The sequence below is a fragment of the Parabacteroides sp. AM17-47 genome (assembly GCF_003434625.1).
In the GTDB taxonomy this organism is placed as follows: Bacteria; Bacteroidota; Bacteroidia; order Bacteroidales; family Tannerellaceae; genus Parabacteroides; species Parabacteroides distasonis.
Genome location: NZ_QTLI01000015.1, coordinates 1 through 17,119 on the forward strand (window position 1 = coordinate 1; position 17,119 = coordinate 17,119).

Annotated in this window: 19 protein-coding genes; 5 read left to right on the top strand and 14 right to left on the bottom strand. The window is 45.2% G+C overall.

What is annotated here, in order from left to right; genetic code table 11:
- On the bottom strand, positions 1-515 hold a 515-nt coding region (locus DW205_RS12950; protein WP_147326765.1), incomplete at its 3' end, for a site-specific integrase.
- 398 nt (positions 516-913) lie between these two features.
- Between DW205_RS12950 and DW205_RS12955 the strand changes: the two genes are divergently transcribed.
- The 4 genes from DW205_RS12955 (at position 914) to DW205_RS12970 (ending at position 3,236) form a co-directional block, all read left to right on the top strand.
- Positions 914-1,456: a lipocalin family protein gene (locus DW205_RS12955; protein ID WP_005855331.1), complete on the top strand. Its 543-nt coding sequence runs from the start codon at positions 914-916 to the stop codon at positions 1,454-1,456.
- A gap of 81 nt (positions 1,457-1,537) precedes the next feature.
- Entirely contained in the window at positions 1,538-1,960 is a 423-nt protein-coding gene (gene mscL / locus DW205_RS12960) for a large-conductance mechanosensitive channel protein MscL (protein WP_005865683.1), read from the top strand.
- A 75-nt stretch (positions 1,961-2,035) separates the two neighbouring features.
- Positions 2,036-2,257: a hypothetical protein gene (locus DW205_RS12965; protein WP_005855327.1), complete on the top strand. Its 222-nt coding sequence runs from the start codon at positions 2,036-2,038 to the stop codon at positions 2,255-2,257.
- Between the two features lie 142 nt (positions 2,258-2,399).
- The gene (locus DW205_RS12970; RefSeq protein WP_005865681.1) at positions 2,400-3,236 is read left to right on the top strand and encodes a head GIN domain-containing protein; all 837 of its coding nucleotides are present in this window, start codon (positions 2,400-2,402) and stop codon (positions 3,234-3,236) included.
- Between the two features lie 20 nt (positions 3,237-3,256).
- Here DW205_RS12970 and DW205_RS12975 read toward each other — a convergent pair whose 3' ends face one another.
- The 8 genes from DW205_RS12975 to nrfH form a co-directional block, all read right to left on the bottom strand.
- Complete coding sequence (locus tag DW205_RS12975) at positions 3,257-4,972, bottom strand: ATP-binding protein (protein WP_005865679.1); 1,716 nt, start codon at positions 4,970-4,972, stop codon at positions 3,257-3,259.
- A gap of 126 nt (positions 4,973-5,098) precedes the next feature.
- Positions 5,099-6,439 (bottom strand): sigma-54 dependent transcriptional regulator, encoded by a 1,341-nt coding sequence (locus tag DW205_RS12980; RefSeq protein WP_005865677.1) that lies wholly within the window; start codon positions 6,437-6,439, stop codon positions 5,099-5,101.
- A gap of 58 nt (positions 6,440-6,497) precedes the next feature.
- On the bottom strand, positions 6,498-7,163 hold the full coding sequence (locus DW205_RS12985) for a Crp/Fnr family transcriptional regulator (RefSeq protein ID WP_005865675.1): 666 nt from the start codon (positions 7,161-7,163) through the stop codon (positions 6,498-6,500).
- Positions 7,164-7,222: 59 nt separating this feature from the next.
- A complete protein-coding gene (locus tag DW205_RS12990; protein WP_005865673.1) occupies positions 7,223-8,515 on the bottom strand; it encodes an alginate export family protein in 1,293 nt (430 codons plus the stop codon).
- Between the two features lie 16 nt (positions 8,516-8,531).
- Positions 8,532-9,326 (bottom strand): cytochrome c biogenesis protein CcsA, encoded by a 795-nt coding sequence (ccsA, locus tag DW205_RS12995; RefSeq protein WP_005865671.1) that lies wholly within the window; start codon positions 9,324-9,326, stop codon positions 8,532-8,534.
- A 1-nt stretch (position 9,327) separates the two neighbouring features.
- The gene (locus tag DW205_RS13000; protein ID WP_005865669.1) at positions 9,328-10,518 is read right to left on the bottom strand and encodes a cytochrome c biogenesis protein ResB; all 1,191 of its coding nucleotides are present in this window, start codon (positions 10,516-10,518) and stop codon (positions 9,328-9,330) included.
- Positions 10,519-10,520: 2 nt separating this feature from the next.
- Positions 10,521-12,005: an ammonia-forming cytochrome c nitrite reductase gene (gene nrfA / locus DW205_RS13005; protein WP_005865667.1), complete on the bottom strand. Its 1,485-nt coding sequence runs from the start codon at positions 12,003-12,005 to the stop codon at positions 10,521-10,523.
- Positions 12,006-12,023: 18 nt separating this feature from the next.
- Positions 12,024-12,614 carry a cytochrome c nitrite reductase small subunit gene (gene nrfH / locus DW205_RS13010; RefSeq protein ID WP_005865665.1) on the bottom strand — a complete coding sequence of 197 codons (591 nt, stop codon included), beginning with the start codon at positions 12,612-12,614 and terminating at the stop codon, positions 12,024-12,026.
- 101 nt (positions 12,615-12,715) lie between these two features.
- Between nrfH and DW205_RS13015 the strand changes: the two genes are divergently transcribed.
- Entirely contained in the window at positions 12,716-13,549 is an 834-nt protein-coding gene (locus DW205_RS13015; RefSeq protein WP_005865663.1) for an OmpA family protein, read from the top strand.
- Between the two features lie 61 nt (positions 13,550-13,610).
- Here the strand turns inward: DW205_RS13015 and DW205_RS13020 are convergent, their stop codons facing one another.
- From DW205_RS13020 to DW205_RS13040, 5 genes are all read right to left on the bottom strand, one after another.
- A complete protein-coding gene (locus DW205_RS13020) occupies positions 13,611-14,162 on the bottom strand; it encodes a hypothetical protein (protein ID WP_005865661.1) in 552 nt (183 codons plus the stop codon).
- 1 nt (position 14,163) lies between these two features.
- Positions 14,164-14,712, bottom strand: coding sequence for a hypothetical protein (locus DW205_RS13025; RefSeq protein ID WP_005865659.1), 549 nt, complete (start codon positions 14,710-14,712; stop codon positions 14,164-14,166).
- A 153-nt stretch (positions 14,713-14,865) separates the two neighbouring features.
- Entirely contained in the window at positions 14,866-16,089 is a 1,224-nt protein-coding gene (locus DW205_RS13030; RefSeq protein WP_005865655.1) for a sugar MFS transporter, read from the bottom strand.
- A gap of 8 nt (positions 16,090-16,097) precedes the next feature.
- Entirely contained in the window at positions 16,098-16,448 is a 351-nt protein-coding gene (locus DW205_RS13035; protein WP_005865653.1) for an L-rhamnose mutarotase, read from the bottom strand.
- Between the two features lie 43 nt (positions 16,449-16,491).
- Positions 16,492-17,118 carry an NUDIX hydrolase N-terminal domain-containing protein gene (locus tag DW205_RS13040; protein WP_005855292.1) on the bottom strand — a complete coding sequence of 209 codons (627 nt, stop codon included), beginning with the start codon at positions 17,116-17,118 and terminating at the stop codon, positions 16,492-16,494.
- Position 17,119: the final 1 nt, after the last annotated feature.

A 17,119-nucleotide genomic window follows, 5' to 3' on the forward strand; every position in this document is an offset into this window, starting at 1 on the left:
TTCTGGCGATTGTAATCCAATATGCCGTTCTTGATATTACCTCTATTCAAATGGGCGAAATCAACGAACGACATTCCCCCGTATTGAAACATCAAGCAAAGCGCCAACTGTGTCTTCCTCAACTTCTCTCCTTTTACCGGAACAGTCATCAGACGATTCAAATCCCCCAGAGGCAAGGATTTCTTACGTTGGCTTTCCACACCCGTAAAAACCCCCTTGAATAAAGAGGGGATAAACGCCGCCTCGCCATTCTCCACCGCCTTGTTATAGATACAACGCAAACGGCGGATATACGTGGAGACCGTATTACGCATGCAGCCTTTCTCCAACAAATAAGCCTCGTACCGGCGAAGAGTATCCTTATTTATATATGTATATGGGATACGATCCGTCCCGCTATACCGTATAAAAGAGTTCATCGCATCCTGATAACTTTTCGCCGAGGAATACCGTCCTTCCTTTTGTAACAGACTTATATACTCTCGCATCCCTTCCACCAAATCTTTCTCATCCATATCTCTCTATTTTAAATTCCAACTGAAAACAAACACGCAAAGTTAGACATCTTGACGATTACTAACTCTCAAACAAGCATTTACAATTAAAACATCTTCATATATTTTTTTCACTGTAAAGAGTCATTTATTTCATAGTTATGACTTTTTATTTCATAGTTATGATTTGGAAAAATCATAACTATGAAATTTTCAATACAAAAAAACATATAAAAACGTGGATCTAAATCTATCGTCCGGAAATGCCACAACTACGAATTTCTCACTTCAGACAGGATAGAAATTTCAAATTAAAAGTTAAAGCACAGATTGTCGAAAAAATAAAAATCCTAAAATATGAACGTTTTCAAATTTTTTAGAGGCTCTCTATGTTTATTATGAGATAAAAATAAAAACCTATGCGATTTAAACTAATAGGCCTCATCTGTCTTATAATGCAGTGTAATTTATCTTGCACTCAACACATTATAAACAAAGAAACCGTCCAGACTTTGGATTTACACCGCTATATGGGGAAATGGTTTGAAATAGCACGCTTTGATCATCGCTTTGAGCATAATCTCGTAGGGGCTACCGTGGAATACTCATTTCTCCCGAATGGAGATATAGAAGTTGTTAACAGCGGATATTGGGGTAATTTTTCCGGTTCCTTCAAACGAGCGAAAGGTATAGCCAAAATAACAGATCCTACGTGTCCTAGTAAATTAAAAGTGTGTTTCTTTATGCGGTTCTACGCCGAGTACAACATTATGGAAATTGACGAGGATAATTACTCATACGCTCTCGTAGGCAGTAATACCTCAGACTATTTATGGCTACTTAGTCGTACGCCTACACTCCCAGAAGAGGCTATTCTCTTTTTATTGACTAAGGCCAAAGAAAGAGGATATAACACATCAATGCTCAAATGGGTCAAACAAAAACATGAAAATCAAAAATAATTTCTTCAAATTTCGCTATAAGCATTGAAAATATTCAACTTATGGCTAATTTTGTTGTTATAATATAAAAAGCGTTGTTTTATGAAAAAAATATTACAAGAGTTTAAGCAGTTCGCCATGCGAGGTAACGTAGTGGACATGGCGGTAGGTATCATTATCGGTGGTGCCTTTGGAAAGATCGTATCTTCTATCGTAGCGGATCTGATCATGCCGGCGGTAGGTTTACTTGTAGGTGGCGTCAATTTCACGGATTTAAAAATCACCTTGAAGCACGCCGTAATGGAGGGAGACAAGGTGATCTCTCCGGCGGTCTCCATTAACTACGGAAATTTCATACAAGTGACACTGGATTTCATAATCATAGCTTTCGCCGTCTTTTTACTTGTCAAAGGCGTTAACGCTTTAAGCAAGAAGAAGGAAGAGGCCCCGAAAGCTCCGGCCGCTCCCCCTGCGGATATCCAATTACTTACCGAGATTAGGGATTTACTGAAAAATAACAAATAAACACCAACCTTATCGGTTGACTTGCTGTTTCATAATTACAAAAAATAATGTTTTAACTCATAAAAAGTAGTAGTTATGAAAAATGTATTATTCGGTTTAGCCGTAGGTGTAGTTGTTGGTTACGTACTTCGCAGGATGGAAGATCAAGGACAGTTCGAATGTCTGGAGAACGAACTCCACGGTCTTACAGATAAGGCGAAGAAAAAAGTAAAGGACGTGGTAGACACGGGTAAAAATCAAGTCGAATACGTCAAAGACAGAGTAGAACATATGGTTGAAAAACCTAAAAGTAATTAATCTACCTCCCTGTTATTAGGGTAAGAAAAAGAAGCTATCACAAAAAAAGTCAATGATAGCTTCTTTTTTTTCATTTTAGATGTAACGTTTTTTCAAATCCATTCGTCTTATAAGAAAAGAGTATAAATTAATTACACTTCATATGAGAACAAGAATGATGGCCTTATTTGCGTTGATCGCTTTTTGCGCAATGCCTATCGAGGCGAAGAAAGTAAAAGGAAATGGGGATATTATCACGAAAGAAATCTCCGTCAGAGACTATTCTGCGATAAAAGTCGGCTCAACCGCTATGGGGTATAGCGACAGTTGGTTCAGCCTATTCAGCCGTGGGGGAAATCCGTCGTACGTTTTCGGGTATACGCAAGGAGAATCAGCGTCCTTACGAATCACGATCGACGAGAACTTATATCCTTATATAAACGTTCAAGTAAAAAACGAAGAACTTTCAATCTCCACAGAGAATGGTACACAATTAAGCCCTACCCGATTTAAAATAGAGGGCACTTCCAAGAAGCTGGAAAAAATCCAAATGTCCGGTTGTATGGATTTTGTCCTGAGAAGCGCTTTATCCGGAGATGATCTGGAAATTATAGCGACAAGGGGTAGCGACGTGAAAATGGAGCAGCCAATCAACGTATCCAATTGCATAATTGAGGCGACCAGCGGTAGCGATATCATCATCAACGATCTTACTACCCGAATAATACGAGGCCGTGCCAGCGGAGGTAGCGATCTCAAGCTTACGGGAAAAGCGGAGAACGGCGAATATTCCGCCTCAGGTGGCTCGGATATCAAGGCTTATGATCTTATCTTAAACCAGTTGGAATGTTCCGCCAGTGGTGGCTCCGATATTTATACGCACGTAACCGATTATATCAAGGCTTCGGCAAGCGGAGGTAGTGATGTACATTACAAAGGTTCGGCAAGATCGGATACATCCACTTCCGGAGGAAGCGATATTATAAAAGAGGGTAATTAACACCCTCTTTTTTTACCCTCTTATACATTGAATTTTATAACAAAAGTACTTCCTTTTCCAACTGCGCTATCAACAGAAAGTGTTCCTCCATGAGCTTCCACGAAGTCTTTACTGATAGCCAGCCCTAGACCACTCCCTTGTACCTTCGTTCCCGGCACACGGAAATAGCGATCGAATATACTTTGATGATATCGGGGATCAATACCCTTACCGAAATCTTGCACATAGATCTCCACGCTATGATCTTGCTGGCGGGCACCGATTATGATACGGCCATTCTCCGGGGTATAATGAATTGCGTTCGACAATAGATTCGTCAAGACCCATGCGATTTTCTCGCTATCCACGAAAAGCTTGGAAATCTTCTCCGGGTATTCCACCTCTATATGGCAATTGAAGCGATCAGCTTGCACTTGGTTCGCCTTTATCGCATACTCGATCAATTCGATCGGTTTGGTTATTTTCGGATTCAATTGTAGCTTGCCGGTCTCCACCTGCGTCATTTTCAATAGCTCACTGGTAATTTCCAGTAATCGATTACTACTTTCCTTGATACTTTCCGCCAGTGCTTTTTGCTCGTCGTTCATGGCTCCCACACGGGCATCCTCCAACAATTTCAGGCTCATCATGATCGCCGATATCGGAGTTTTCAATTCATGGGAGATCGTCGAGATAAAAGTGGTCTTAGCGGAATCCAACTCCTTAAACTCCGTGATGTTCTTCAATAAGATCACGTCGCCCACATACACCTCCGCCTCGCCATTCTCCAACACACGGATCGGTATATATTGCACTTGAAAATAACTTTCCTTATTATCCGCGTAAATTTTAAGCGGCTCTTTTTTCTCGCTCGGCTGGATCAGTTCCCGAACTAACCTGCGAAGCAAATCGTTCCGTAAGGATAATTCCGAGGCAGACTTTCCGATCACGTTTTCCCGCTTGAGATTCAAGATCGTCAAAGCCTCGTTATTGGCGAAAAGAATCTTACGATCCCGATCCAAGCCTATGATTGGCTCCGTGATACTATTCACGATAGCCTCTATATATTTCTTTCCTTGGATAATATCCGCCAACGTACTTTTCCGGTATTCCGTAAGCCGTTCCGCCATCCGGTTAAAGGATTTCGCGACCCCCTCGAATTCATCATATTTAGCGAGATCCAAGCGTTTCTCGTAATTATGGTTAGCGATCTCCATGATACCGTCCATCAACATACGGATAGGGGTATTTATCGAACGGGGGAAACGTATTAAAAAAGCGAAAGCGACCACCATACAAGAGAGGCCAATCCCCCAAATCCAAAATAAAGCCTTTTGAGACGTAGACTCCGCCACTTGGCTTTTCCTGTAGATAGAAGCCATATTCAAACTCATGACTTGATTTAAGGCGAGACGTACACGACGGATATTCTCCTCATTACGCTCTTTCGCCAATTGCTCGTATTGAGCGACTAGATGTGAGGTGGCCACGTTCTCATCGACCTCCGTGATATTCTTTTTCTGTAGCCCTAGGTTTTTCTCGAAATCTGCTTGAGCCGAAGGATCGCTATCGATTCGTTCCAGCGCATCCAGCATCCGGCGTGAATAGAGCAAAGAATTATAATTATCGGCCAATATGTTCCTTGTGTCGGCAGACATATCGGAGATGTTCTTTACCGATATACCTCCCAGCAAAACGATCATGGCAAACAGCAGCCCGATTCCGTATCTTAGTTTTGTTTTAATCTTCAGACTCATAGGTGATGTATTTTAAGCGATTATTATTAAGTTTACGTTCAGCAAAGATAAACTATTTAGCAATGTCCGTTTCTCCTTGCATATCTTCAAGATGCTTTCGGGTATACATAAATGCAGAATATGAGACTAAAGCCCATACTCCTCAATCTTCCGATAAAGAGTAGTGAGGCCTATACCTAGAAGGCGGGAAGTTTCGGTTTTATTGCCTTTTGTGTATTTGAGCACTTTTTGGATATGCATTTTCTCTACGCCACTCAGGTCAAAACCGCTATAAGATTCCGTACTCGCCGCAGAGGAGGTTTGCATATTCAAAGGGAGGGCATCCAAGGTTAAGGTATCTCCATCGGCAATAATCAGACTACGCTCAATTGCATTACGCAACTCACGTACGTTACCTTTCCAAGCTCGTTTTTTCAGGGCATCTATATATTCGGGCGAAATTGTTCGGATATTCTTTCCCATCTTGGAGGAAAAAGCGGAAACAAAGGCTTTTATATGGAGAGGGATATCCTCGACCCGTTCACGAAGCGCAGGAAGATGGATCTGGAAAACGGAAAGCCGATAAAATAGATCTTCCCGGAAATGTCCTAGCTCGATCTCTTTCTCTAAGTCACGATTGGTAGCGGCAATAATGCGTACATCCACTTTCGTAGGTTTCGTATCGCCGATCTTGATAAACTCCCCGGTCTCAAGGATACGGAGCAATTTCGCTTGCAAGTCGAAAGCCATTTCCCCGATCTCATCCAAGAAGATCGTACCTCCGGAAGCTTCCTCAAACAAGCCTTTTGTCTCTTTCAAAGCACCGGTAAAAGCCCCCGCTTTATGACCGAACATCTCGCTTTCCAATAAATCCCGACTAAAAGAGGAACAATTGATAGCGACAAAAGACTTCCCTTTCCGGGAACTATGTTGATGGATGGATTGAGCAAAGACCTCTTTTCCCGTACCGGTCTCACCAGTCAACAGAACCGGAACCTCCGTAGCCGAGACTTTCTGAGCCAACGCTATCGCCGCTTGGATAGCGGGTGATTTACCGACAATCGTATCAAACGAATATTGCCTCCCGACGAACGTAGCTTCCTTCTTTTGCTGTTGATAAGCGGCAGAAGCTTTCTCCATCGCTTTGGCTACCAGAGGAATGATCTTATTATTATCATCCCCTTTCGTGATATAATCGAAGGCTCCATTCTTGATTGCCTGTACGCCATCCGGAATATTACCATGCGCGGTAAGTAGGATGATCTCGGATAGAGGGCGAAGTTTCTTTAAGTCCGACACCAAATCCACACCATTACCATCCGGCAAGAACACATCGCACAATACCACCTCTGGCGAATGTTGCTCCATCTGCCTCAGCCCCGCCTTACAAGTAGCAGCCTGTAAGACCTCGTATCCCTCCAAACCGATAATGCGTGAAAGTAAACCTAAAATCTGCTTCTCGTCGTCGATAATTAAAACTTTGCCCATACACCGGAGTTATTTATTTGGGCACAAATGTACGCTTTTTACCTTTTTCCCAAAAGCATTAAAGCATACATGTTAACGCCGTCTTATTTAAAATCGTCACCTTTCTCCTTGTAATGCTGATAAATCCCTCATCCACCAATCTCCCGATTTCCTTCGATAAAGCCGGGCGGGTAACACCAAAATACTCCGCTAACTGCTCTTGGGTATGTTCTAGTTCCACGACATTCGAATCCTTTTGCTGATGTTCGAATAAGTAATAAATAAAGCGGTTCCGGATGCCACGAAACGAAAGCACCTTCAAACGAGTCATCGTACATTTATTACAGCTTGTACTGACACAAAGGAAATTATGCAGGAATAACGGCATAGAATGCATTAAGGTAAATACAGACTCCTTGGAACCCTTAAGCAATACCACATCCTCATCGACGGTAAAAGTAGCGGGGAATTGGTTTTTCTCGGAAAAGATATGAGGCGTAGCGAACGTGCGTGGAGCCTGTATCGTCTCCACGCGCACGATGTTACCTGATACGTCCAAAACATCCACGTTCAATTTTCCCTCCAATAAAACATGAAGGGCGTTACAAGTCGTCCCTTGATGAATTATGGTTTTTCCTTTTGGATGCTCCTCTACTGTATATTCAAGTTTATCCAAAAACTCTTCCCGCATCTTAAGCGTAAAATTCTTAAAAAGCGGGATTTTAAACATATCGGTTATATCCATCGTATCTTGTTTTGAAAAAAGGTTTACTCCTGCAAATATACCCTTTTCCTTGAGAACTGTTACCATTTCGTCGTGAATATAGTTGGATTAATATTTATTGATAACCAACCCCAATCTTGCCAATGAGACGGATTTCCACCCTTCACGGCCTTCATGGTATTCGTACCCAACATCGTAGAATATCCCGCGGATAATTTCACGTCTTTCATAATTACCCAATCCACTTGGAAATCCAATTCCGAACCTAAACCTTTACTCAATTTATCATTACCTTCGTATACGTCGCCCGTGATGGAGAAATAATGATAGGCTAAAGACAGGTTTACCTTGGAAGAAGGTTTATAAGCTACATTTATCTGATTATCCCATAAACCCGGATTCAATCCGTTGACAAAAGAGGAGGCGTAGAAATAATCCATGGCACCATAAAACTTATGATGGGTTCCGTACAGAGGATCAAACGCCTTATATTTCCCGTCGGCCCCATCCGAGCCACTCAGATAATCACTACCTACACCGATCTTCCATTGCGGATCGATTTGATAAGCGGCGTTTACCGCCCATAAGAAAGCGGAAACATCCCGTCCGCTTTTCGTCTTGCCGAATTGATAATAGATAGTACCACCTATCGTCCAGTTACTAGGCGTATAGATCAGGTTCGTTCCTAAGGTTTGCAGGTATTTTGTATCCGAGTTTTGTTTCTCGGCATCACCGCCTTCCATCCCTAAGTTCATAAACAAGAAGGATGCGTTAAAACTCTTGTCGAAGAGATGCTTATACCAAAGGGTTTGCATCGTTTTATAGGGTTGCGCACCCGGAGCGTAATACGTTCCTCCGATCGTTTTCTCATCATTCTGGTTGAACGCGAGAATTAAATGCATTTGGTTATTCGTGTTCTCGTAGCCTAGCTTCAAAGCATCATGATAACGACCGGCCACGTTCCAATCCAACGCACCCATGATACGCTCGTCATCGTATACCAAGGATTGTCGACCTAGCTTAGCGAAGAAACCCGATCCGAAATCCAGCTTCGCCCACGCCTCATTCAAGATAAAACGGCCATTCTTATCGATCTGAGGATCCTGCCCCCATACGCCAACATGTTGCGCGGACAAGCCGATAGACAAACGATCCCGCTCATACCCCAAAGAAAGGCGGGCACGGTTATTGATAAACCCGGTGGACTCGGCATCTTTAGGCCGGGGGAATAAGACCCCGTTCCGGTACTCGGCTCTCGGACGTATCTGTACTTTCATCGAGAACGTGTTCTCTTTCGTATTTTGTGTTTCTTCCGCTTGCGCGAAAAGGGCCACGGAAAGCAAGCCCGCTACTAAAACAACTAGTCTTTTCATATACCTCTGATTTTAATTATTCCATATTATAAGTATGTACACTATATCCTCGTGCGGAGGGTAGATAATTCACGCCAATCCAACACACCTGTAGCAAAAGAAAAGAGAAAACCAAAAGCCCCAACGCCGCCGAATAACGCAAGTGATGACGAAGGCGATAATGGATATAAATCAAGTACCCCAACCAAGTGGCAGCCGCCCATGTCTCCTTCGGGTCCCAATTCCAATAATGCCCCCACGCCTCCTTGGCCCATAAAGCGCCGAACAGCATCCCAATCGTGAGAAAGGCCATACCGACATATACCAAGTTATCGCATAAACTCATCATCCCCTCGTCAATCCCCTTCTTCCTCGCACGGATCAGCAGGTAAATGGCGATAAGGGCTGCGGCGCCCAGCATGGCATAAGAGAACATATAGACAATCACGTGCGGAGCGAACCACGGACTTTGCAAAGCGGGCATCAAGGTCTTGTTATGTATCTCCGGCTTAAACAGATTGACACAGATAAAGACAAAGGCCAACAATGTACTAAAGGAAAGTATCCATTTATACCGCCAACGGACATAAGTGATCACGCCCGCCACCGGCAAGAAGAAAGAATACCATAGACGAGTCTCGCCCATCGTGCGCAAGGGCGGCCTCTCCAACGAGATCCACATCCCTATGATAAAAGCGGAGAATATAGCCAAGCCAAACACGGTCCAAGCGACAGCCCCCTTGGAAAAAGAAGGACGATAAGCCAACCATGCCCCACCTATCCAGCAAAATAACGCCGGAGCGGCGAAATAAATAAAGTAACTCCAATCCATACTATTCTTTTTTTACAGGAGCGGATAGGAATAATCCGATCGCCCCGGCTATCATCATTAAGATCCCTGTATAAACGATCGGCAACCATGGATCTCTCACCAACTCAAATACACTCATCCGGCTCCATTTACCTTTCGTCTCGTCGTAACTCAATTGGTAGATTTTCCATCCGGCAATAGAGAGTGGCTTATTCACCTCGATACACGCCTCCTTGGTCTGTTTATTTTTCGTATAGACCATTACGTCCGAGGCAAAGCGTCTCGGTTCCCGTTCCGGCATCACCATACTGACCGCATCATCCAGTTGGAGCGATATGTATGGAAAGATATAGCTGCCACAACTCACCCAGCCTTCCTTCTGCCGTCCGGTAAGTTCGTTACGTGCTTTTACGTATAAAGCGGTGGTCGCCCCCTCGGAGTGAAATTCCACGAAGTTTATCGTATCCTGCCCCATCACGCAAGCCGCCATCGGTAGTGAACGGGTAACCTCAACCTTCCAGCCTTGCAGGTTTCCGGCTAAGGGAATTTCCTCCACCAATATGTTCTCGGGTTGCTTTTCAGGAAGCGCTTTTCCGGTCGTATTGTCGATTAGCATTAACTTAGGAGGATATTCATCAATCGTAAACGAACGAAGCTCGATGGCAAGCGGTAGTTCTATCATCTCGTTCTTCTCGTCCGAAGCCCTCCACTCAGGATTCTCCAGCGGAACCGTCATCCGTAAACGGCGTAAATCCCCGTTTCCCAAGATCGCCGCCAGCAGCGTGATAAATAAACCGACATGGTTCAGCATAAACGGAACATCCCTCCAGCGGAACGATACGATACGCTTCAATGTGACAAAGCCCAAGACAAACAAGAAATAGAGAAACAGCAGGACAAAAGGCCACGACATCGTAATCCGCTCGATACCCGGACCCACAAATCCCATAACCAACACAACTGACAAAAGAGCCGACAAAGAGGTAATGCTCGCCGTTAACCCGGAAAACCACTGGACAACCGTGATTTTCCGGCCAACAACAAACCCTATACATAGAACCAACAGAAAAATCAATCCTCCGGCCACATTCACCGGATATTGGAACAACCCTGCCTGAACCGGGCCGGTGATCAGTTGCAAGCCAAATCCCGTAATCAGTAAACCGGCACAGATGGCCCAGCCTTCAGCATATCCCCAAGGTTGTTTCCACATAATCAAATGTTCTTCGCTAAACGATTATTCTCTTGCGCCTCTTTCACCCATTGAGGAACGATTGTATTTAGGAATTTTTCCTTGGCGGTACGTTCAGCGGCCATATCCAAACCGATATATTGCTGAGCCTTTTCTTTCGTAGAGAAGTCCGGCATCGGAACATCATCCGTATAACCTAATTTCGCTAACACTTTCGCGGTAGCCAGACGAGCCTGCATCGCCTTATCCAATCCATTGCCTAATATCCTTTGAATCTCTTGCGGAGCGTGGAACGCGCCACCATGAGAAGCCACGCCGAAATCCCAACGCCATTGTGCCTGACGGATCAATTTCAATACATCTTTCATCTGATCCTCGGTAGCTCCCTTATCCCACGCGAACTTCGCCTCTACATGCGCTTTCGCCAACTCGGTCTCCAAACGGTTACGCATCTCGTTCGCCTTATTCTGACGCTCGTACACATTATTGCGTAAAGTCTCCTCGCTCTCACGGTGGCAAACCTGACACGTACGGTCGATCATAGCCAACGGGCTTTGGATATGGTGGTCACTATATTTCACGCCCCCCTCGCTCTTATACGGCATATGGCAATCGGCGCAAGATACACCCCGCTGCGCATGGATACCCATCTGGGAGATCTCATAATCCGGATGCTGTGCCTTTAAAATCGGAGCACGGCTTAGCTTATGCGTATAATCGGCGAAACCGGCCTCATCGTAATAAGCCTCCATATCCTCAACCGTAGAACCTTTATCCCAAGGGAAAGTCAAGTATTTACCATCGCCCTTGAAATAATATTCCACGTGGCATTGCGCGCAAACCAAGGAACGCATCTCTTGTTGAGTCGCTTTCGTGATGTCCTTGCCTTGACGCTGGAAAGCCTCGATCAAAGCCGGGCGACTGATATGCAGGTTCATATTCTCCGGCTCATGGCAATCGGCGCAACCGATCGGATTCACGATCTCTTTACCCAGAGAAGCCCATTTGCCCTTATAGAAATTATCCACGCCCATCGCTTGCATCATACGGGGAACATCCGGGCTTTTGCAAGTCCAGCAAGTAGCCGGTTGCGGCCCCTCGTTCTCTGTCATCGGAGCGCCTACACGCAACGTGTTACGCATATCCTCGATCGCATGCATATGCCCTCTCGGGGTAGAATAATCCTTAGAGAAAGCGTAACCAGCCCAAAGGATCACCATTTCCGGACGAGCCTCCAGAACATCGACCGCCTGATTTCCATTGTATAAACTCTTGAAACTCGTATCCGCCGTAGCCTCCCAAGTCTGGTACTCACGTGGATAATTCGATTCGAACTTATCATTGCGAGCCTCGATTCCTGTGATCTCCGTCTTCTTATTATTCATTACGCTAGTGACCTCCGCATGTCTCTCGTTCACGGAAGCAGCGATCATACCCAAAACAAAAACAACGACCATGGTTCCTCCAAACAGCAACCAACCTTGCCATGATTTTAATTTCTTTTCCATAACTATACTGATTTATTATTATTTACTTAGCATATCTTTTAACCAGTCCGGCGATACGGACTTCGGATAAGGCACCAACGCATTCGGTGTAGAAGACAGGCTGTTCGTACCTCCGTGCGGCACCTCGCGATGGCAATCCCAGCAAGCTTTCCCTTCTCCCGCCATTGCCATCTCATGATCGATCCTTCCAGTATCCACGAATTCCGTATTCAACTGCGTATGGCAACGGATACAGTTATTCATGATTACCTCCGCGCTCTCGTCGATCGCCTGTATCACTTGCGGTTCCCCTCGCATCATGAATACCGAGGCGTGGCGCATTCCGTCCATACCCTTGAAGAACCACTTCTTCACGGCGTTCTCGTGCGGCACATGGCAGTCGTTGCAAGTGGCGTTACGGCTGTGCGAGCTATGATTCCATGTAGCATAATAAGGGCCCATAATGTGGCAATTCACGCAAGTAGCCGGGTCGTCGGACAAATAAGTCCACGCCCGGGAAGCATATAAGGTATAAGACCCTAGCCCGCAAAGGACACCTCCGGCTATGATAGCGGCTAGTTTCCAAGTTCTTGTCGGGAACAGCGTTTGTATTATTTCTCTTATTTTCATACCGCTGATTCTTTAATATTGGTTTATGAGACACAAATATCCTAAACTTGCGTGTAGGAAATTGTAATAAATATTACATTGCACGAAATTTTATGCGTAAAATGAAAAGATTGTTATTTATCTCGGTCTCCGCACTCCTTTTATGTTCTTCGTGCGTGAGTAAAAAGAAATACCTCCTTGCCGAGAACGGCCGGTTGGAGGCGATCGGACGTGGCGACGCCTTGAAGGAGGAATTGATTAAATGCAAGGACGATAACGACGCGCTCAACAACCGGATCGCCGCCTTGATAAGGGATACGACCACAATGGGGCGTGATATCCGTAATTACCAGACCATGTTGAATACCAATATGGGTGAGCAGGACAAGCTGAATGCCTTGTTACAGCAAAAGATGAGTGAGCTGGACGAGCGTGAGCGTACCATCAACGAGCTACAGGATATGATGAACGCACAGAACGCAAAGGTACAGAATTTGTTGAGTAGCGTGAAAGACGCTTTGCTGGGTTTCAACAGTGATGAGCTGACCGTAACCGAGAAGAATGGTAAAGTATATGTAGCCATGTCGGATAAGCTTCTGTTCCAATCGGGTAGCGCAAAGGTCGATAAACGAGGCAAGGAAGCGTTGGCTAAGTTGGCCGAGGTGTTGAATAAGCAAAACGATATAGACGTTTATATAGAGGGCCATACGGACAGCAAGCCGATCAATACCGCCCAATTCAAGGATAATTGGGATCTAAGCGTGATCCGTGCGACCTCCGTAGTGCGTATCCTTACCAAAGATTACGGGGTGAATCCGCTACAGATACAACCTTGTGGTCGTGGGGAGTTTATGCCGGTCGCTGATAACGAGACCGCCGATGGACGTAGCAAGAACCGCCGTACGGAGATCATCATGGCTCCGAAGTTGGATAAGTTGATGCAGATGTTGCTGTGATAATGATATTGTCAAGCTCCGGGTATTATCTACTGCCGGAGCTTGGCTAAAAACATTCCGTTCACTCTTCTAAATGATAGACAACACATCGATACCTCAATTCCGATGGTTTACAAGGAATCCATACATCCATATCCTCTCCATTTACAGAACGAATGATATGGAGTAGAGCCGTATCATAAATATCCGTCCTTTCTCCGACAGAGACCGATCCACTTTGAGCGCACGACCGGACATGGAACTGAATATCCGCAAGATCATATACCTCAGACCTAAGATAAGGATAAAAACCTATTATTGAGCTCAATGTATCCTCCCAAACCCAAATACTATTTCCATCATCCTGATACGTATATTCCGTCCTTACCACATAGGACTTATAGGTGTAAGAACCCGTATAACCAAACTCATCCCCTACGTTATAAGGCAAACGTCCTTCACTAGTAGCCAGCTCATGCGCAAGAGTGAACCCTACAATATCCAAGGTATCACCACTTACGATCTCTATCGTCGGTTCAGAATGCAAATCATCCTTACCGAGATCCACCACCCGTGAGCAAGCCACATTAAGGCCCATCATAAAAGTCAGATATATAACAATTAAATGTCTCATATCATTCTATATTTTTTAATTGATCAAAGTCTTCTATTCGGAGATAACGCCACCGCAACTCCTCCGGTCGTACAGGAAGCCAGCGATCGATCTTCTCTCCATCTGAGTTCTTCTCTACATATATTAAATAGGTACACGCCAGCACTTGCTTCTTATCCTTTTGCACGCCAAACGTACTGATAACGAAGCCATACGAACTCAAATCCTCCGAGAATCCAGCTTTCTCATCCCAAAAGTGTCCTATACCTATGTCATAAATGCTATCTTCCAATAAAACCACCCTTGCCTCATACGAGAAATAGAGATAAGAGGCATTCATATCAAACTCTCGCGCAACATCCCCGGGCAATGTTCCCCATTTCGCGTCATACGCCTCACAAGCCGTGAAGCCCTTCACCAATATGGAATCCATCCCTAAGTCACCCCCCAGATGAATCGTATCCGGCCTTGAATATAAAGTCATCTGATTAGCGATTTTAACCTCATCATCCCCACAACCAGCCAGAAATAGAGCTATAAATAGCCCACACAAAAACAAACCTTTATTCATATCCACTCTCTTTTATTTTATTTAAAATGAAAACGATATAGATAAGCAGATATTACTTGAGCGTAACATTTATCCCATGAAACCCAAGCCTTCATACACAAGCCATACTGGTTTATTATCCGGATTCCATAAGTAAAAAACAGCATTCCAAATTTATCGATTACATTTGATAGCGAAATACAAGATATACAAGAAAGCGATCAACGGGACGATGAAACCCAGCGCCATATTCTCCTCGCCGATATATCCCATCAGCATCGGACTGAAAGCGCCGCCGGCGACTCCCATCACGATATAAGAAGAGGCTTTCTTGGTATAAACGCCCATACCTTCCAGCCCCAAGGCGAAAATCGTAGGGAACATGATGGACATGAAGAAAAAGGATAAATAAAGAGCGTATAGCGAAAGCGTACCTACGGAAGCCACCACCAAAGCCATACAAACGGCACTCAACAAAGAATACCAAGTCAGCAAGCGGCCCGGAGCCAACCACTTCATCGTAAAACTACCGCTCAAACGCCCGATCATAAACAAGGCCATTCCACCGAATGCCAAAATACGAGACGCTCGCAAATTACTGATACCCGGGTCCATCTCCGTCACGTAATTAATAAAGAACCCGAAGATTCCCGTCTGCGCGGCGCAATAACAGAATTGGGCGACCACGGAACGTACAAACTGCCTACGTTTCCATAGGGAGGCAGCGGGTTTCTCCTCGACAATAGCGGTCACCTCCTCCTCTTCTTCCGGCTTAATCTCCGGCAACTTCGTGAAAAAGAAAAGCAACGCTACGAACAAGACGATACCACCTACCAAGATATAAGGTTTAGTCAACGCCATCGAATCTCCCTCCGATGCCCCGAATATCAACAAACCACCTACCAATGGCCCCAATATCCAACCTAATCCATTAAAAGACTGGGATAAGTTCAGCCGTTGCGCAGCGGAAGCGGACGGCCCCAATATCGTAGAATAAGGATTCGCCGCCGTCTCCAAGATACAAAGCCCGCAAGCGATCACAAACAAGGCGATCAGGAAAGGCGTAGCCGAATGCAAAAAAGCCGCCGGGATAAACCCAAAAGCTCCGATAGCGAACAATAGCAAACCCATGATAATCCCTTTCCTATATCCGTAACGTTTCATGAACGCCCCCGCCGGCAACGCCATCAAGAAATAAGCGATATACGTAGAGAATTGCACCAAACCGCTCTCTGCCTTGGTCATCGTGAAGACTCCTTGAAAATGCTTGTTCAGCACATCCAAGAGTCCGTGGGCGAATCCCCAAAGCAAAAACAAACTCGTGATCAAGATAAACGGGACCAAATAAGATTTCCCTCCCGGGGCGGCCACCAGCAACTGTTTCTTTTGTTTTTCCATCCTTCCGTCTATTTACTCGCGCCCGGCAATTTAAACATACATTCCATTAACTGCCATTTCTCCGACGAGGAACTTCCCGGAACGGCTTTCTGATACTTCGCCACGAAGTCCTCCCATTCCGCTTGCTTATCCATCGTCGCCAAACGGGCGAACGACGCATCCCAATCAAAATCATCGGGCGTCTCCACGATCATGAACAACCGGGTTCCCAAACGGTAAATCTCCATATTCAAGATCCCTACCGCACGGATTCCTTCCGGTATCTCCGGCCAGATATGTTCCGGCGAATGCCAATAGCAATACTCTTTTATCAACTGCTCGTCCTCTTTCAGATCCAAGGTCTGACAATATCTTTTCATAACATTGTTTTTAAAATGAAGTCGCGAAGGTACAAAAGTATCCTTAATCCAGATAAACATCTTCGCCCGGATGCTTATAATAGGCATACATCCGTTGGATCTGCTCCGGCAGCACACGCTCCAAGGACAACGGGGGCAACTCCTCCAATCGAAAGAAGCCTTTCCCCAAGATATCGAAGGTCTCGGTAAACGACCCGCCCTTCAACTCGCAAAGGATAAAAAACTTATATACATAATAAGGTATAGCGGGATGCGGATGCTTGCTCATATCCATCACGGCCAGCAAGCGGACCGGAAGCACATCCAAGCCCGTCTCCTCTTTCACCTCTTTCGCCGCTACCTCTTTCGGGGAATACCCCACATCGCTCCATCCGCCGGGCAACGACCAACATCCGTCCATTTTCTCACGGACCAGCAAAATCTCGTCTTTCTCGTTAAAGACAACCGCACGGATATCGACTTTCGGGGTTACATACTCTTGGGCCGGGCGGTAACCACTCGCCACATCATCGGGCTTCAATCCGGTAGCCAGAGCCGTTATTTCATCACTTAGGCGGCTCAACTCTTCATAACGTTCCGTATCGTACTCGCTTAATGAATAAACCAACCCCGTCTGAGACAAGGCCCGGATACGTTGGGCCAATAAAATCAATTCCTTACTTCTAGACATA

Coding starts and splice junctions, on each gene's coding strand:
- DW205_RS12955 (WP_005855331.1), top strand. CDS start 914: ATGCGATTTAAACTAATAGGCCTCATCTGTCTTATAATGCAGTGTAAT.
- mscL (WP_005865683.1), top strand. CDS start 1,538: ATGAAAAAAATATTACAAGAGTTTAAGCAGTTCGCCATGCGAGGTAAC.
- DW205_RS12965 (WP_005855327.1), top strand. CDS start 2,036: ATGAAAAATGTATTATTCGGTTTAGCCGTAGGTGTAGTTGTTGGTTAC.
- DW205_RS12970 (WP_005865681.1), top strand. CDS start 2,400: ATGAGAACAAGAATGATGGCCTTATTTGCGTTGATCGCTTTTTGCGCA.
- DW205_RS12975 (WP_005865679.1), bottom strand. CDS start 4,972: ATGAGTCTGAAGATTAAAACAAAACTAAGATACGGAATCGGGCTGCTG.
- DW205_RS12980 (WP_005865677.1), bottom strand. CDS start 6,439: ATGGGCAAAGTTTTAATTATCGACGACGAGAAGCAGATTTTAGGTTTA.
- DW205_RS12985 (WP_005865675.1), bottom strand. CDS start 7,163: ATGGATATAACCGATATGTTTAAAATCCCGCTTTTTAAGAATTTTACG.
- DW205_RS12990 (WP_005865673.1), bottom strand. CDS start 8,515: ATGAAAAGACTAGTTGTTTTAGTAGCGGGCTTGCTTTCCGTGGCCCTT.
- ccsA (WP_005865671.1), bottom strand. CDS start 9,326: ATGGATTGGAGTTACTTTATTTATTTCGCCGCTCCGGCGTTATTTTGC.
- DW205_RS13000 (WP_005865669.1), bottom strand. CDS start 10,518: ATGTGGAAACAACCTTGGGGATATGCTGAAGGCTGGGCCATCTGTGCC.
- nrfA (WP_005865667.1), bottom strand. CDS start 12,005: ATGGAAAAGAAATTAAAATCATGGCAAGGTTGGTTGCTGTTTGGAGGA.
- nrfH (WP_005865665.1), bottom strand. CDS start 12,614: ATGAAAATAAGAGAAATAATACAAACGCTGTTCCCGACAAGAACTTGG.
- DW205_RS13015 (WP_005865663.1), top strand. CDS start 12,716: ATGAAAAGATTGTTATTTATCTCGGTCTCCGCACTCCTTTTATGTTCT.
- DW205_RS13020 (WP_005865661.1), bottom strand. CDS start 14,162: ATGAGACATTTAATTGTTATATATCTGACTTTTATGATGGGCCTTAAT.
- DW205_RS13025 (WP_005865659.1), bottom strand. CDS start 14,712: ATGAATAAAGGTTTGTTTTTGTGTGGGCTATTTATAGCTCTATTTCTG.
- DW205_RS13030 (WP_005865655.1), bottom strand. CDS start 16,089: ATGGAAAAACAAAAGAAACAGTTGCTGGTGGCCGCCCCGGGAGGGAAA.
- DW205_RS13035 (WP_005865653.1), bottom strand. CDS start 16,448: ATGAAAAGATATTGTCAGACCTTGGATCTGAAAGAGGACGAGCAGTTG.
- DW205_RS13040 (WP_005855292.1), bottom strand. CDS start 17,118: ATGTCTAGAAGTAAGGAATTGATTTTATTGGCCCAACGTATCCGGGCC.